Source organism: Chlorogloeopsis sp. ULAP01 (assembly GCF_030381805.1).
In the GTDB taxonomy this organism is placed as follows: Bacteria; Cyanobacteriota; Cyanobacteriia; order Cyanobacteriales; family Nostocaceae; genus Chlorogloeopsis.
The window spans coordinates 210,334-227,153 of sequence record NZ_JAUDRH010000016.1 but is presented as its reverse complement, the minus strand read 5'-3'; the positions used below and the strand labels follow the sequence as shown (position 1 = coordinate 227,153).

General features: G+C 44.1%; 17 protein-coding genes. 13 read left to right on the top strand and 4 right to left on the bottom strand.

Features of this window, described 5'->3' with window-relative positions; genetic code table 11:
• Positions 1-393: 393 nt before the first annotated feature.
• The gene (locus QUB80_RS28085) at positions 394-726 is read right to left on the bottom strand and encodes a hypothetical protein (protein WP_289792754.1); all 333 of its coding nucleotides are present in this window, start codon (positions 724-726) and stop codon (positions 394-396) included.
• Here QUB80_RS28085 and QUB80_RS28080 point away from each other — a divergent pair.
• The 10 genes from QUB80_RS28080 to QUB80_RS28035 all read left to right on the top strand — a co-directional run bounded on the left by QUB80_RS28080 (position 720) and on the right by QUB80_RS28035 (position 8,824).
• Positions 720-1,208 (top strand): DUF6194 family protein, encoded by a 489-nt coding sequence (locus tag QUB80_RS28080; protein WP_289792753.1) that lies wholly within the window; start codon positions 720-722, stop codon positions 1,206-1,208. The two genes, QUB80_RS28085 and QUB80_RS28080, sit on opposite strands and share 7 nt — an antisense overlap.
• A gap of 76 nt (positions 1,209-1,284) precedes the next feature.
• Entirely contained in the window at positions 1,285-2,061 is a 777-nt protein-coding gene (locus QUB80_RS28075; protein ID WP_289792752.1) for a GNAT family N-acetyltransferase, read from the top strand.
• A gap of 269 nt (positions 2,062-2,330) precedes the next feature.
• On the top strand, positions 2,331-2,552 hold the full coding sequence (locus QUB80_RS28070) for a hypothetical protein (protein ID WP_016874783.1): 222 nt from the start codon (positions 2,331-2,333) through the stop codon (positions 2,550-2,552).
• Between the two features lie 125 nt (positions 2,553-2,677).
• Positions 2,678-2,929, top strand: a complete 252-nt coding sequence (locus QUB80_RS28065; protein ID WP_289792751.1) for a hypothetical protein — start codon at positions 2,678-2,680, stop codon at positions 2,927-2,929.
• Complete coding sequence (locus QUB80_RS28060) at positions 2,929-3,141, top strand: type II toxin-antitoxin system RelE/ParE family toxin (RefSeq protein WP_289792750.1); 213 nt, start codon at positions 2,929-2,931, stop codon at positions 3,139-3,141. The genes QUB80_RS28065 and QUB80_RS28060 overlap by 1 nt, the downstream gene beginning before the upstream one ends.
• An 87-nt stretch (positions 3,142-3,228) precedes the next feature.
• Entirely contained in the window at positions 3,229-4,200 is a 972-nt protein-coding gene (locus QUB80_RS28055) for a glutathione S-transferase family protein (RefSeq protein ID WP_289792749.1), read from the top strand.
• Between the two features lie 192 nt (positions 4,201-4,392).
• A complete protein-coding gene (locus QUB80_RS28050; protein ID WP_289792748.1) occupies positions 4,393-5,580 on the top strand; it encodes a S41 family peptidase in 1,188 nt (395 codons plus the stop codon).
• Positions 5,581-5,668: 88 nt separating this feature from the next.
• Complete coding sequence (locus tag QUB80_RS28045; protein WP_289792747.1) at positions 5,669-6,244, top strand: LysE family translocator; 576 nt, start codon at positions 5,669-5,671, stop codon at positions 6,242-6,244.
• 129 nt (positions 6,245-6,373) lie between these two features.
• A complete protein-coding gene (locus tag QUB80_RS28040; RefSeq protein ID WP_289792746.1) occupies positions 6,374-7,267 on the top strand; it encodes an AraC family transcriptional regulator in 894 nt (297 codons plus the stop codon).
• 114 nt (positions 7,268-7,381) lie between these two features.
• Positions 7,382-8,824, top strand: coding sequence for an amidase (locus tag QUB80_RS28035; protein WP_289792745.1), 1,443 nt, complete (start codon positions 7,382-7,384; stop codon positions 8,822-8,824).
• Between the two features lie 18 nt (positions 8,825-8,842).
• Here QUB80_RS28035 and QUB80_RS28030 read toward each other — a convergent pair whose 3' ends face one another.
• Positions 8,843-9,565 (bottom strand): hypothetical protein, encoded by a 723-nt coding sequence (locus QUB80_RS28030; RefSeq protein ID WP_289792744.1) that lies wholly within the window; start codon positions 9,563-9,565, stop codon positions 8,843-8,845.
• A 360-nt stretch (positions 9,566-9,925) separates the two neighbouring features.
• Here QUB80_RS28030 and QUB80_RS28025 point away from each other — a divergent pair, with 360 nt between their 5' ends.
• Complete coding sequence (locus tag QUB80_RS28025; protein WP_289792743.1) at positions 9,926-12,094, top strand: DNA polymerase III subunit gamma/tau; 2,169 nt, start codon at positions 9,926-9,928, stop codon at positions 12,092-12,094.
• 184 nt (positions 12,095-12,278) lie between these two features.
• Here QUB80_RS28025 and QUB80_RS28020 read toward each other — a convergent pair whose 3' ends face one another.
• Positions 12,279-13,694 carry a glycosyltransferase family 2 protein gene (locus QUB80_RS28020; RefSeq protein WP_289792742.1) on the bottom strand — a complete coding sequence of 472 codons (1,416 nt, stop codon included), beginning with the start codon at positions 13,692-13,694 and terminating at the stop codon, positions 12,279-12,281.
• Entirely contained in the window at positions 13,648-14,622 is a 975-nt protein-coding gene (locus QUB80_RS28015; protein ID WP_289792741.1) for a radical SAM protein, read from the bottom strand. Before QUB80_RS28015 ends, QUB80_RS28020 begins: the two co-directional genes overlap by 47 nt.
• A 389-nt stretch (positions 14,623-15,011) precedes the next feature.
• On the opposite strand from QUB80_RS28015, the gene ebsA reads away from it, so the two are divergent.
• Positions 15,012-15,386 (top strand): type IV pilus biogenesis protein EbsA, encoded by a 375-nt coding sequence (ebsA, locus tag QUB80_RS28010; RefSeq protein WP_289792740.1) that lies wholly within the window; start codon positions 15,012-15,014, stop codon positions 15,384-15,386.
• A 212-nt stretch (positions 15,387-15,598) separates the two neighbouring features.
• Entirely contained in the window at positions 15,599-16,693 is a 1,095-nt protein-coding gene (locus tag QUB80_RS28005) for a phosphotransacetylase family protein (RefSeq protein ID WP_289792739.1), read from the top strand.
• The last annotated feature ends 127 nt before the right edge of the window (positions 16,694-16,820 follow it).

Below are 16,820 nucleotides of genomic sequence, written 5' to 3'. Positions count from 1 at the left end.
CTTTAGTTACTCTGGGGAAATAAAAATAAGAGCCAATCTTTTAACTGTAGATAGAGCGAGCATTTGAGCGTTTATTTTCGTTCCAGAATGCCTGCAATTAAAATTTTTAGTAAAAGTCCTATGCTGTAAGGATTATAGATTATTCTCTCCCGAAAGTGATAAAAGAGGGTTAAAAAGCACCTCAGTATATTTGGAGTGTAATTGCCATCTTTCCCAGAAACTCAGGCTAACATATGTTTTGAGCTTGATGGCTACAGTTTATGGTTTACCTTAAGAACTTGGTCTTCAATATAATGTCTGTATTAGGCGTGTTGTGCGGAAAATGTCTGTATAAATACCCTATACAGGGTGGTTATATGGAAGTATTCCGTGTAACGTCTGTAATTAGGCGTGTTATACGGAAAGTGTCTGTATGAATACCTTATACAGGGTGGTTATATAGAAAGTTTCCGTATAATAAATAGTTAGCTGGCTCCGCACCAAGCTCTTACACTCGTGGATGAAGACGATCGACCATTCCGAGAAGACCATTAAGTGATCGGCTGAGGCACGTGGTTGAGGCGATCGGTTTGTCTGAGCAGTCCCAGGAGCGATCGGTGGTGGCGGTAGGTGGGGCGATCGCTGAGTGTGTGAGGTGGAGAGGTTGGGGGTGATCGCTGTTAGGATGTTAAGGTTGATTCGCCGCCGCTGACTTTTTCCGTTAACAATCAGGAGAAGCTGTGACACCAGAAGAAATCACTCAATATATATGCAATAAACTTTCGGGTGTAGTCCCGAAAGCCAGTTGGGGCGAAACGTCACTGTTTTACAATCCTGGTCGCGTGTTGCCCAATGGCGTTTATTTTTGCACAATCAAGCAAAATAATGGCGAAAACGACAAAGCATCAAATCTTGATCGAGAAGGTGTATTTAGAGTTGCTATAGGTCTTAATTCCAAAACCTACGTTCGTTTATTTGGTCAGAAACCAGCGCGCCCCGGCAAGGGCGGTATTGTTGCAACGGGTCACGACTTTACAAAGTTAAATGAGCTTATGCCGCATCCAATTTACGCTTGGATGTTCTGGGCACAAATACTTTCCCCTAGCCGAGACAAGTTTGAGAATGTTTTTCCTCTAATTGAGGAAGCGCATCACGAAGCAATCAAAAAGTTTGAGAAAAAGACAGCTAACAATTCGGTTGCAGCGGAACGACTCGGTTCTGTTAATTGAGCTGCCAAGCTTGTCTGCGTCCGCTGAACCGAGCCGTTCAATTACTGTAGAGAATACACTAACAGAAAGGACTATAATGATTGAATTGGATAGTGACAACCGAGAGTCCATACGAAAGCTGTTTGATCATTATCCATGCTTGCGTGGTTTTGTCGCAGCGGTCATCGAAGGTGACATGGGAAAGGTCTTTGTAGACTCACAAGAGAAGCCTCGCATGGCTCTCTCCGTGCTTGAGTTTCACTTCCTGGCGGGCGATCCACTCCACGCAAATCCCCAGCAACTTGAAAAGCTACTGCAACCTGGGGGTATGGTGATTGCTCCAACTCCAGCGTGGCAGCAGCTAGTCACTGCCATCTATCCGAATCCGTTGGACATAGATCATCGTGAAGCCTTCCAAGTTGACAAGTTCGATGTCGAGCGGTTGAGACAGTTCTGTCAAGCAGTGCCAAGCGGGTTTGAACTACGGCAAGTGCGCCTCGAAGAGGTGACGCAATTCGCCGCAGACCTTAATCCTTATCTGGGTTACAACTTTCGTTCTCACGAAGATCTCATGACGCGAGGAGTCGCTCTGGGTATCCTGCATCAGGGCAGGTTTGTCTCCGGCGCTTCCTCCGCAGCGGTTGGCGGGGGGAAAGTGGAGATCGATATCCACACCCATGAGCAGTTTCGTCGTCGGGGGTTGGCTAGGGCAGTCGCCGCAGCCTTGATACTGTATTGCCTTGATCGCGGGTTAGAGCCATGTTGGGATGCAGCGAATGAGCCGTCTTCAGCCTTGGCGAGACAACTGGGGTTTCGCTCGACGGGGAAATACGAGGCACTGAATTTGCCGGATGATGAGAGCGCCACAGGCTGAACTCTAGTGTTGCACTGCACACCTAACAATCGCGTTGCAGCGGACAATTGAGAGTCTTTGCATCTATCGTTTAGGTTCTTTCGCTGCCGCTGAACGCAACCGTTAACTCAAATTCTTGGTTGGGGCTGTGCATTCACCTTATCTGTTAGTGCCCACAATCAAGTTGACGCGAGATTATTTATGAGGCAGTATATTAGGTTTGCTGCTCAGATCCAGAGCCAAACTTGATTGCGATACCATAGAGTCAATCTATAGCGCGATTTGTTCCTATGACTACCTTGCCAGAAATTGAAGCAGCTATTAGACAATTGCCCGAAGATGATGTTCGTCAACTCTCAGTTTGGTTGCAAGAGTATTTGGATGAGATGTGGGATCGGCAAATTGGAGACGATTTAGCATCAGGTAAACTAGACAAGCTCATTGCCAAAGCAGAGGCAGATATTGCAGCTAACAGAGTGAGGGATCTCGATGAAGTCCTTCGCAACACCTGACTTTTCCTACTTCCCCAACCACCAACAGTGCTAGCCAGAACCTCCTCAATAGCTGTTAACAATGTTTTTGCTTTCGACGAGTTGCTAGAATACTGAGCAGAGGCTGATATCCAAGGAAAAAACCTATGCCAATTGTTGTCACCCTTAGCCTTGAGTTAGAAGCCTTGCTACGGGATAGAGCTGCTCGTCAAGGTCAAGACGTTAATCTCGTTGCATCTCAATTACTTGCTAGTATTTTACAGTCAGAAGAGCAAGACTCAGAAGAAGCGATTAAGGGTATTCAGCAAGGGTTAGATAATTTTGAGGAAGGAAGATTTCGAGCTTTTGAGAGTTTTGCTGAAGAAAAACGCCACAAGTACAAACTGTCAGCCGATTGATGGAGTACCGAATCGAAATTTCAAGTGTGGCAGAGGCTGATGCAGATAATGCTTTTCTTTGGATGTCTCAGGTTACCTCTACTACAACAGCAAGCCAATGGTATTCGGGTTTGTTACAAGCGATCGAGTCTCTGTCTCAAATGCCGAAACGCTGTCCGTTAAGAACACCATTAACGTCTGCTTGTCAAGGCAATTTTGTCAAGTATTTTTAAGAAATTAATATCCTTCAGAAAAGCCAAGACTTAATTCTGAAATAAACTTTGTAGTTTGCAGACACCTCCCAGGGTTAGGAGAAAATTATGGCATCAGGAATGATGGTCGATGGCAAATGGACAACCGACGCAAATAAATTAGCTCCCAGTGGTAATTTCAAAGAGATACCGACAACATTTCGCGATCGCATCAGCGCCGATGGCAAGAGCGGATTTAAGGCAGAAGCAAGACGCTATCACCTCTACGTTTCCTTGGCGTGTCCGTGGGCGCATCGCACCTTAATTATGCGAGAACTCAAAGGGTTGAATGATGCCATCTCAGTCTCTATTGTCGATCCGATTATGAGCGATAAGGGCTGGATGTTTAGTAAAGCACCGGGAGCCATTCCTGACCGGGTGAATCATGCTCAATATCTGCAAGAGATTTATGTGAAAGCCGATCCCAAATACACAGGGCGAGTCACAGTTCCGGTATTGTGGGATCAGCAAACTCAAACAATCGTCAATAACGAATCTCGCGAAATCATGCGAATGTTTGATGTAGAGTTTGCTCAATTGGCAACGCAGAAAATAGATTTATACCCACACGACTTACAACAGAAGATTGATGAAACAATCGATGCAATTTATCTGCCCATCAATGCTGGTGTATATCGCTCTGGTTTTGCGACTTCACAAGCAGCCTACGAAGAAGCAGTAACTGAACTCTTCGAGAGTTTAGATCAATGGGAAATCGTTCTGAGCAAGCAGCGCTATTTATGTGGGGATCAACTCACTGAAGCGGATATTTGTATGTTTACAACGCTGTATCGCTTTGACTCAGTCTATCACAGTCACTTTAAGTGCAATTTGCGGCGAATTATTGACTATCCGAACCTTTGGAATTATCTCAAGGATTTATATCAGATTTCTGAATTCAAAGCGACGTGCAATCTAGACTACACTAAGCGTGCCTATTACATAAGTATGACCGAGATTAATCCCAATCGAATTGTGCCAAAGGGGCCAATCATCGATTTTGACGAACGGCACGATCGCGATCGCTTCGGCAAAATTTAGAGGCGATCGCACACTCAGCTATCCCGTTTAGGATCGTGGCTACCTTGAGCTTAGACGCCAGCATTGGTGCACAATAGAGCGACTTTCGGCTTGAGAAGCATTTTTGTATCTTTAAGTTACGCTGAATAACAATTAATTTTGACATCTAAGCCTATCCGTTAAATTGGTAGCTGAAGATTGAGAAAAAGATTTATGCGCTCAACAGGGGTAAGTTTTAGTGTCGTGATGGCAGTCTTGTTAGGTGTAATCGCCTGTACTGGAAACAAATCTGCAAACGAGTCAATCAAAGCAAATCCCGCGATCGCTGAACCGCAATCCTCACCAAAACCGACTCAAGAATCTACGGAAGCCGTCTCGCTGGATTGGTTTACTTCTTCTCGACTAAAGTCTAAGGATAACGTATCTGCTTCACAAGCAAAGGCGTTCATCAACAATGTCTATCAAACACTCGACAGCAAAATCTTTGATCCTGCCTTCAAAAAAGATGAGCGAGACCAACAACTACAAGAACTTCTAAATACAATAGATGGGAAGCCGAATTGGACGAGAGCGGAAGTAATCGAACGCATCAGCAGCCAGCTGAAAAAGCTCTCAATATCCCATCTAAGAATTTTAGATCCAACTGAAGGTGAAAAATTATTCCGTGTGGTTGAGCAGAAACCATTACCAGATGCCACACCTGAACCAGCAATTTCAGCCGAAATACGAGGCGAGATAGGAATTCTTAGAGTCAAAAGCTTCCTGATTCCCCATGTCACCAAGGTTGCACTAGATAATGCAAAGTCTCATCTCTCTCAAGCCAAAGTGATTCTGATTGATCTGCGTGGGAATGGTGGCGGCGCGGGATCAAGCATTAGTTACTTAGTAGAAGACATTGTGGGTGCTGACAAAGTGCTTTGGAGAGACAGAACCCGTGAGGGGCTACAAGTGCAAAAGCCGTATATCTTTCGAGGATATTTTGATGATGCGGTGAATGCTGAAGCTAAAGCTGAGATTAAGCTATCCAAAGAGCAACCGTTTGTAGAGTGGCGTACTCGAACAGAAGCTAAGAGAGATCCAAGACCTCACTTCATTTTGGTTGATGATCAATGTGGTTCGTCTTGTGACTTGTTTGCAGGAATCATCAAGGATTATGGATCTGCCAAAATATTGGGAACTCGAACAATGGGCGCACTATTTGGGGGCGATGCAGTCAGGCTGAACTGGCAGGGATTCGCGCTCATAGTCCCGACACTTCAGGTGATCTCACCCAAAGGTAATACTATCGAAGGTGTGGGAGTGAAACCAGATATCCAAATCCCTGAATGTAAAAACAGTGGTAGCCAGTGTCTTGAGAAAGCAATCGAGATTGCAGGCGCGGCTGCATCACACGACCGTTAAGTATGAAAATGAGAGCAGCAACTCAATAATTGTTCTGCCGATGCAAAGCAGTATGACATTTAGCAGCATTGTTGCATTATTTAGTGCAATGGTTGTGCTGGCTTGTATTCCCAGTGTGAGTGTATTGGCTGTCTCGACAAGATCGGCGACATCTGGATTCATTTATGGTGTTTTCACAACCATAGGGATAGTGGTTGGTGACATTATTTTCATCATCATAGCCATTTGGGGTTTATCGCTTCTGGCTGAAACGATGGGGAGCCTATTTGTCCTCATAAAATATCTTGGTGGTGCTTATCTTATTTTGTTGGGAATAAAGCTATGCAGGTCAAAATCAAAGAATGTGGAGACACAGGAGGTTGTTAAATCCTCTTTAATATCCAGTTTTTTGACTGGACTATTGATTACATTGGGCGATCAAAAAGCGACTTTATTTTATCTTGGTTTTTTCCCAGCTTTTCTTGATATTTCTAAAATCTCTTATTTTGACACTGGCATCATCATAACAATTACTACAGTGGCTGTAGGCGGTGTAAAACTTGGTTATGCATTCATGGCAGATAGAGCGAGATTGCTGATTAGTTCCAAAATCACAAAAGGAATAAACATTGCTGCTGGCTGTGTAATGATTGCTGTGGGGGTATTTTTGGTAACAAAAGCTTAATTATATGCGTCCGACTGGTAGTCTGTCGCAAAAGTTTTGATAGGTTTTTAGTAAGCACAAAGAGTGCTCTCGCAGTTTAGGACTAAAGTCCTTGCTACGAACTTATATAACCATCTAAGTATAAGAGCCATGCCAAGTGCCAAACCTCAAATAATTAATTTTGGTAAATCAGACTCTTGGCAGCAAGTTTTACCACGAGCACCTGTTTTATCTAGTCACACGGCGGCATGGAAAGGAATTCATTTTGAGTATCATCGCCAGCCTGTTCATGAAACTCCTGAATACTGTTTTCCTGTTCATACCATCAGTATTGGTTTGAGATATGAGGCAAGGGAATTCAAGGCAAATCGACGAGTCTACAAAGATTTTTGTCCTGGAAATATTGCTATTTGTCCTGCCTATGAAAGTCTTAGTACTCAAGCATACGGCAATGCAGAATTTATGTTGCTGTCAATCGATCCTAACCTACTTGCTCTGGTAACTGATGGATCTCAAAGCGTCGATCAAATTGAAATTGTGTCGCAAGTCTTTGGTGCCGATCCGTTGATTTACCATATGGGATTGGAGCTGAAGCGAGAACTGGAATTTGCTGAATTAGATAGTCATCTTTATGCAGAATCGATGGCAACGGCTTTGGCGACTCACTTAGTCAGACGATATGCAACACGAAAGCAAGTTATTAAGAATTACTTTGGTGGATTACCTACTTACAAGCTCAAAACTGCGATCGCCTACATCCATGAACATTTGGATCAACCCTTAAGTTTGGCAGAAATTGCCGCACTAGTAAACATGAGTCCGCATTACTTTGCCAGCTTGTTCAAACAATCAACAGGAGCTGCTCCTTACCAATACATCACAAAATGCCGAATTGAACGAGCGAAACAATTACTGACACAATCTGAATTCACGATTATAGAAGTTTGTCATCAAGTGGGTTTTCAAAGCCAAAGTCATTTCACAAAGGTTTTTCGCAACTATACAAAGGTTACGCCCAAGGCTTATCGTAACTCACGCGCTTAATTTTCGGAAGATTGCGATACTTTTGGGAAGAATGCGAAAGACGAGCATCCATAATTTTGACTAAACTCGGTGCTGATTTAGCAAAGTGAATCATCCAACCTCAGCACTAATTCTATGAGTAGTCTTGTTTTTTGGACGGCAAATCAGATGGCTCAAGCCATTCGCGATCGCCAAGTTTCAGCCCAAGAAGTTTTAGAGGCACATCTGCAACAAATTGCAACTCATAATGCTAAAGTGAATGCGATCGTCACACTTGATGAGGAACGCGCCAAACAGCAAGCCAAAGCCGCCGATGCAGCGATCGCTAGAGGGGAAATCTGGGGAGCTTTACATGGTGTGCCGATGACAGTAAAGGATTGCTATGAAACGGCTGGAATGCGATCGACTTGTGGCTATAAAAAGTTCTTTGACTATATTCCAGCTCAAGATGCCACGATTGTCTCCCGAATCAAAGCCGCAGGTGCAATCATTTTGGGCAAAACAAACATGGCTATTCTCGCTTCTGATATGCAAACTGTGTCTGATTTTGGACAGACAAACAATCCTTGGAATCCATCGTTTACCGTCGGTGGCAGCAGTGGTGGGAGTGCAGCAGCCGTAGCCGCAGGATTTGTGCCAATGGATCTCTGTTCAGGCTTAGGCGGATCAGCGAGAATTCCGGCTCATTTTTGCGGTGTGTTTGGCATTAAACCCACAGAAAATCGAGTTTCAATGGCAGGAGCCTGGATTGCTCCCTTAGAAGGCAATGCAGGGCTTCAGTATATGTATGCTCCGGGTGTGATGACTCGCTCTGTAGAAGACTTGAAGCTTTGGCTTGAGATTGTTGAGGGCGAAGATGAACGATGGGTTTATACGCCTCCTATTTTCCCGGAAGTTATTGAGCATCGCCCACTTAAGTCTTACCAAATTGCATGGACAGACAATTTTGGTGAGATTTCTGCCAGCCAGGAAACACGAGACGTTTTAGAGAGAGTAGCTAAAAAGCTAATTGAGCAGGGTTGCCTAGTTGAAAAAGCCTCACCTTCCGACTTCGATTACACGGCGGCTTGGGAGAACTATGGAGAGTTAACAGGTGCGTGGCTGGCAACTCGACTGATGCCGACGCAGCCAATTCTCCTAAACAATCTTCGTAAACTGCTGGCAGGGGGGGCTGTAATTAAGGGAGCATTGAGAGGATCGAGATTAAAACTAAAGCAATATGGCGTAGCCCTAGCTCGTAGAGCCACCTTCACTCAACAGATGGATCGCTTTTTATCACAATGGGATGCCTGGATTTGTCCAGTTATTCCTTTCCCTGCCTTTAAGCACCACATACCAGGTAAACCAATTGATGTTGATGGACAGCAAATGCCTTATGTTTTAGGTGGTGTTGCTTACACCAGCATTTTTACACTAACTGGGCATCCGGTTGTTGTTATCCCTGTCGGACAAACCAAGAATGGGTTACCGATTGGGGTTCATTTGGTTGGAAAGCGATGGAAGGATTATCATCTCCTCGCTCTAGCAGAGAAAATCGTCGAGGTTACTGGTGCGATCGCTCACCCACCTGGATATTAATGGGTTACTAGCGGTATTTCACCCTTCATTTGGATTTGATTGATTTGCTGCTTGAAATTGATTAATCAACGCCTGAATAATCACTTGCGGATCGTTTGTCTCAATTCCCAATTGTTGGGCAATCATCTGGCGTAAGTTCTCATCTTGCTGCATCATCACTAATAACTCTTCTAGGGTAATTGTTTGAAATTCTCCTTCTGGAGGATTTTCTAACTCGTTTACTTCCCCAGAAAAATTACTTTGAGAATCTTCTAAACTAGTTGCTTCTCCTGAAACTGATTCCTGTTGTACAGGTAGGAAATCTAGAGGTTCATGATCAGGCCCTCCATACTCCCAGATCGGCTCTTCTTGATTGCGCATCAACAGTTGCATCCCAATATCATAAGCAGTATCTCCTACTTCTCCAACACCCAATTCACCCAATTGCACCATTCGAGAAGCTAATTCGTTATTCGGAGTAGGTGATGCTAATAATCTTTCGCCAAAGCCTTGCAACCACTCTACCCAACGTTCTGTAGGAACGCGATGTTCGATATTATGCAGCCACTTTTGCGCCCAATTTTGTCCCCGTGCCTGATGCACTCCTTCCAACAGTTCGGTGAAGAGAAATTCCAAATCTGTATCATTGAGGGGTGGAGGTGGGGCTTTTTGAGTATCACCCACATATGTTGATGGCACCTGTTTTTTACCAAACAAGCGTTGAAAGAACCTTTTTAGCCACTGAATGAGCCGCTTGAGCATCTGCCGCACCCTCAAGTGTTAGTTATCCTAAGATTGTAGCGATCGCCTGCCCTCTTGTACTCTTTCAATTCAATAAAAACTATTAAAATCCAACTCATGCCTTAGTCCCATATAGGTTATTAATAGCAGTTGACCAGTACAGATAGGTGAGTGGTAAAATAGTCGTACAGGTGTACTACTACAACCTAAACACTCTAGTACTCCACCACATTGATTTTGACAGGTCGCAGGTGTTCAGATCCCCGACTTTTTTAAAAAGTCGGGGATCTATAACCTTGCCTCATAATCGCAACCTAATGTCACAATGGTTTAGCCCCGAACTTGGCTAGTTGCTAAAAACCTGAAAAGGTATTGAAATTCATGTCTTACGAACCGCTGCACCACAAGTATCGCCCCAAAAGTTTTGCTGAATTGGTGGGACAAGAAGCGATCGCTACTACTCTCACTAATGCTATTCGTGCAGCGAAAATAGCACCTGCATATTTGTTTACCGGGCCAAGAGGTACAGGAAAAACCTCTAGCGCCCGTATTTTAGCTAAATCACTTAATTGTATTAAAAGTGACAAACCCACGCCCGATCCTTGTGGCGTATGTAATGTTTGTCAAGGAATTACTAAGGGTTATTCTTTAGACGTAATTGAAATTGATGCTGCCAGCAACACTGGTGTAGATAATATCCGCGAGATTATTGAAAGAGCACAATTTGCCCCTGTTCAGTGTCGCTACAAGGTTTATGTGGTCGATGAGTGCCATATGCTCAGTACCGCAGCATTTAATGCGCTACTAAAAACACTCGAAGAACCACCTAAGCACGTTGTCTTTGTCCTAGCGACAACCGATCCGCAGCGAGTTCTACCAACGATTATTTCACGCTGTCAGCGATTTGATTTCCGCAGGATTCCTTTAGAAGCGATGGTCAAGCATTTAAGTAACATCGCTGCCCAAGAAAATATTAATATTACTCCTGAAGCAGTTACCTTAATAGCTCAAATTGCTCAGGGAGGATTGCGGGATGCGGAAAGCTTACTTGATCAGTTAAGTTTATTGTCGGGGGAAGTGACACCTGAGCGAGTTTGGGATTTAGTGGGTTCGGTAAGCGAAAGTGACTTACTCATACTATTGAGTGCGATCGCTTTTGATAACCCCGAAGCAGTGCTTGATTGTACTCGTAAAATTCTAGATCGTGGTCGAGAACCCCTCATTATTCTTCAGAATTTAGCTTCTTTTTACCGAGATTTACTCATTGCCAACACCGCGCCTAGTCGCCATGATTTAGTGGCTTGTACTCCCCAGACTTGGAAAGCGTTGATTGATTTATCTCAACAGTTAGATAGAAGTACAATTTTGCTGGGACAACAGCACCTGCGATCGGCTGAAGTGCAATTAAAGAACACTACTCAACCACGTTTGTGGTTAGAAGTAACACTTTTGGGATTGTTGCCTTCAGCACATCATAACACCCAAGCATTTACTGCAAGCCGACCAACACCTGCGGCAACACCAAGCCCTCGCATCTCTACTGCGCCTACCTCTTTCGTCCCATCTCCAGGTAATAAAGAGCATACTTCTCACCATGAAAAAACATCCGAAGTTGTAAATGACAGACAAATTAAATCATCTACTGCGGATACAAAGCCTAGCTCTGAAAATGGGCGCATAGCAGAAAATCCCAGTATCCAAAAAGCCAACGGCAGTTTATCGCAATCACAGATGGCTTCTGTGGGAACGTCTGCGAGTAATCTGCCTTCTGCAAAAGCTTACCCCACCGAACGAGAACCCCCAGAGGAAACACACTCACCTGCAAAGACTACTGCACAGCAAAGCTCTTTGCAAAGTAATGGCTCTTCTCAAAGAGCACTGTCTGATGATTCCGCTTCTGGTGAGTTCTCTCCACCTGACAATACTGCCTCCTCTACAAATCACGAACAAGTTTCTACAACTGCAAATTTTGACTTGACTCAAATTTGGCAACAGGTACTTGCCAACTTCCAGCCTGTTTCCCGACGGGAGCTATTGCGTCAAATGTGCCATCTAATCGAGTTTGACGGTGCTATGGCTTGTATTGCTATCAAACAAGCTTGGTATAAAAAGGTGCAATCAGAACAATCAAAGATTGCAACAGCATTTCAGGAAACTTTCCAACGTCAGATTCAAGTAAACTTGGCATTGGCAACTGCATCAAACTCTACGCCCCTCAAGAGTGCTTCTTCACCCCAACCACAGCCTACTTTTAACCAACAAAAGTATAATCCAAATCCGCCAGTTGATATTGCCAAACCAGTACAAACACCGCCTCAAAAAACAGAATTAGTTAAGAATTCAAATGTAGTAAAATCTTCGTCTCCACCACAACAACAAACTGCACCAATTGTAGATTGGGAAACTGACGAAGTGGCGATCGCAGCTCAACGTCTAGCACAATTTTTTGATGGGCAAATTATTAGTTTTACCGAGGATGTAGCAGAAGTAGCCAACTCTACCAACGCTGCTCAATGGGAAGATGAGGCAGAAATAGATGAGGAATTTTAGTCATTGGTAGAGACGGGTTAATTTAGATATTTCGTTATTCTAGAGAGATTGTTGTTAAAACCCGCCCGTACAGTAGTTAGTAGGGGCGGGTTTATTATAGATATTTTATTGTCATAGAGAGATTGTTGTTAAAACCCGCCCGTACAGTAGTTGGTTGTTTACCACACTATCCATTATCTACTAACTAATTTTCACTTCCCGTATGTACAGTTTTTACCCATTTCAAACGCTTGGGACGAACCGACATTCGGGCAGTGGTACTGCTCATCACCACTAACCAGTGGAGCATATACAAGGTACCGCGCAAGGTTTGGAGTAGCAGCAAGAAATAAGTAGAAATCTTGAAACCTTTTTGTTTCCTCACCCTTGCCAAGCCAGCAAACATACCTGCCACTGACATTGTTACAGTTAAACCTGTTACCGGACTCAGGATTGGCGGACGATGCTTGGCGATTGCCATCAACAAATCAGGCACTGCTGCGGTGGGCAAGATGTACTGGATCAACATGAATGCCAGCATATCCCAGGTTTTACGGGTGCCCATGCGGTTTTTGAGAATCAGATCCCAGTAATCTAAATATCGCTGATATCCTCCTTCAGCCCAACGATTGCGCTGATGCCAAAGAGCGATCGCGCTCGTCACACCTTCTTCTTCAACTGCTGGGTAGAATACGCAATCAATATCCCAGTTGGTTAAATGTAAGCGGAGTGTCAAATCCAAATCATCGGTGATGGTTTCTTCATTCCAGCCACCGCAACCCGTAAGGGCTTCGCGCCGGACAAATTGACCATTTCCCCGCAACTCACCAATGCCACCTACAGCTGTTCGCTGTTGCTGAATATAGGCATCAACAGCCATTTCTGCCATCTGACCCTTTGTCCAAAAATTTTCTTCGGCGTTGGCGATCGCTTTTCGCACTTGCACCGCCCCCAGATTTTCACGTTGGAACAAGGGTATGACTTGCAGGAGCATATCTTTTGGCACTTGAGCATCGGCGTCAAATACTGCCAAAATATCCCCTTTTGTTAATGGCAGCACTTGATTTAATGCCCCAGATTTACCGCCACCTGCTCCCACTGGACGCTGCAACACTCTTAAATTGTGGTATTCCTGCGCCAGTTCTGCTAACAGCTGCGGTGTTCGATCGCTGCTTTTATCGTCAACGATCCAGACTTCGTACTTGTCTTCTGGGTATTCTAAGCTGCAAAGGTTTCTAACTAATTTATCAATCACAGTCTCTTCATTTTTGGCAGCTACCAAAACCGAGACATACGGAAAATCACCCTGGATTTGCTCGTGAGGACGGCGGGGTTTAGCAAACACCAGCACCAGGGCGTGCAGTCCAAGGATTGTGGTTAGTCCTAGTACAAACAAAGAACCCCAAGAAACTAAATGCAGGGCGATCGTGCCACTCCAAACTATCGTCAGAGCCAAAGCAGCTTTGCGTCTGCGACCTTGAAAGCGGGATGGAACAGACACAGGAGTTGATGTCTCTTCCTCCAGCACATCTTCTTCTTGCACCGATAGGTCGGCAAGCAAGGATTCGAGCGGATCAAGCTCGTTGTAAGAATCGTTTTCGGGCCAGAAATTCGCTGGCATAGGTAACTTGATTCAACCACCAGTATTTGTCAACACCCATAAAGAAGCTGGGTATCAGATAACACCAAACTGTACAACCTTCACACACCTTGAGTTTACCTTGGGAGCGGCGGTAATTTTCCACCTCTTCCGACTCTCGATAAAGTTCGTAGAGCCGTCCCTGAATGGGAATTCCGGTTTGAGCAAAGTGGTAACAAGGCAGTAGCAGTTCGTCGTTAGGAGAAATAGCAATGACCGCATCTACCGCTTTACAACGGGGATTTTGGGTATCATTGCCGCCAGCTTCAATAAAAGCCAGTGCAGCCCTATTGTACCCGACATTCTTGTATTTCTTCGCGGTAGCTTCTATTGCCGCCACCATTTCCGGGGTGGGATTTTTACCAGAGTTGTAGTTTTCATGGGCAGTGAAGGCAGGATTGAGCCAAACGCGCACACCTAAATTTTTACCCAGTTCTGCTACTTCCTCAATGCGATCGTAGTTCTGGGCAGTGACGGTATGGTTGAGTACAGGATATTCTCCCAAAGACTTGGCGATTTTTACGGATTCGACCAAAGTGTCAAAAATTTTCACTCCCCGCGAGCGATCGTGAGTGTCAGCATCCGCTCCATCCAGAGAGAAATTCAAAAAGTCAACCAAGCCCTGAATTTCTTTAGCTTTCTGCGGATACAAAATTGTATTTGTCGTCATGCTGGTATAAAAACCCTGCTGCTTGGCTTCAGTATAAATTTGTCCTACATCATGCCGCAGCAGCGGTTCGCCACCTGTAAAGTCTACATATTTAACTCCCAAGCGACGTAAATCTTGCAAGTTATGCTTGATTGTCTCAAAATCAGCTTCTGTTCCTGGTTCTAATGCCCAAATGTTACAAAAGTGACAGCGAGCATTACAACGATATGTCAAGTAGTAGTTTGCAACCAGTGGAGCCATAGTGTTAAACCACTAAAGTTTTCCTTAACACATCTTTAAACGGAGTTACAAAAGAGTCAACAATTATTTAGTTATTTGTAATCTGGTTAGTCATTATCAAAAGGGAACGGGGCTGGGGGAAATTTTTATTACTCCTTTGTTGCTCCTACGTGCTTTCTTGTCCCCCTGTCCCCTTGTCTCCCTCATCTCCCTATCTCCCTATCTCCCCCATCCTCCCAACCTCTTCTATAGGCAGATGTGTATCAAGGCACTTTTTTGGGAATACTATCAAAGGTCACTTATATACCTAATTTTTACAAAGGGTGTAGGTAAATTCTTGCTACCCTACATCTTTACACCCCATGTGCCGAATGGGATTTAGATCAACCCAGTTGAAGAGTATTTAAGTTATGTCTATCGAGCAACTCCAGCCTGTCACTCAGCAGCAAGCCAATGTCTATATGCCATACACTCAAGCCAGTAAGAGGAATTTCTTGCCCTATGCGATTAGTCTCTATCAAAAAAGTGTCTTGGAAGGGCAGCGCAAGATAGAAGGCAGTGAAAATATCCCTTTTGTTGCGACTTGGAATGTTGCTGCACTGCCATCAGACTTAACTCGTTGCCGCGTTCAGTTTGATGGCAATGCGGAGCTAAATTATGAGGTGATGATGGCAAGTTTCGAGTTTATAAATTATTTAATTGAGTTAATGGAAAATTACAAGCGTTATCGTGTCACTGATTTTTCTCAGACTTTTTACCGTAAGTTACTGAAAATCGACGAATAATTTTGGAACTATTGGTAAAATACCTCAAAAATACTGGACTTTGGCACACCCTAATTGAGAAGCTAGTTGATTTTTAGTCAAAAATTCTTCTTGCAAATAAGGTAATAACTTCCTTTTGCGTCTTTAGCTGCAACCCAATCGCCTTCGTTCGCCCTAAAATTAATAAACACTAAGCAAAGGTTGTACCAACTTTTGAAATTAGGAGTGTATGTGTGCCAAAATCCCCTAAATATTTATTAATTGGCTCGACGGAGGCTTATAGTGGTAAATCTGCGACGGTTCTAGGCTTGTCTCATTTACTACAGCAAAAAGGACTGGATATTACTTACGGCAAGCCACTAGGTACGTGCTTGAGTGAATCTTCTGGAAGTGCTGTTGAGGAAGATGTCCAGTTTATTGCAGCTAGTCTCAATCTGCCAGAAAACCGTATTGCGCCCACTCTGCTGGCGTTAAACGAAGTTACAATGCAAAAACGCTTGTGCGGAGAAGATACAACCGATTATCGCCAGGCTCTAGCACAAAAATATCTACAAATGTCAGTCGGTAATCTGGTTTTGCTGGAAGGGCCAGGTAACTTAGAAGAAGGCAGTTTGTATAACTTGTCTTTGCCACAAGTAGCAGAAGTCATCGATGCAGCCGTATTGTTAGTAACGCGCTATCAATCGCTGCTTTCAATCGAGGCTGTATTATCAGCCAAGCAGCGTTTGGGAAAACGCTTAATCGGTTTTGTACTCAATGATGTTCCGACTGAACAAACACAAATCTTTGATACAACTATCCGCCCCTTTTTAGAACAGCAAGGAATTCCTGTGTTGGGAATCTTACCTAGAAATGACTTGCTACGCAGCGTTAGTGTACGTGAACTGGTATATCAACTCAATGCAGAAGTTCTTTGCCGCAGCGATCGCCTGGATTTGATGGTAGAAAGTCTAGCCATTGGGGCAATGAATGTCAACGCCGCCGTCAAATATTTCCGTAAGCGCCGAAATATGGCAGTAGTGACGGGAGGCGATCGCGTGGAAATTCAGCAAGCAGCTTTAGAAACTTCGACTCAATGTCTGATTTTAACTGGACAACTACCACCACCCTCTTTTATTCTCAATCGGGCTGAAGAGTTAGAAATACCTATTCTATCAGTAGATTTGGATACACTAACTACTGTGGAAATTGTTGATAAGACTTTTGGGCAAGTGCGTGTTCACGAACCAATTAAAGTCCACTGCATTCGCAGTTTAATGGCTGAACATTTTGATATCGAGCGTTTGCTCAATCTCTTGGATTTAAGTCCAGCAGCAGCTTTACCATAACTAGGACTTCTACTAACTTAAATTCTGTCATGAAGATGGAAGCTAGAGGCACAGCTTGGCTGTGCCTTGATTAATTATTATCAGTCACCTTTTTTGTCATAATCAAGTCCGGCTAATCAATTACGAT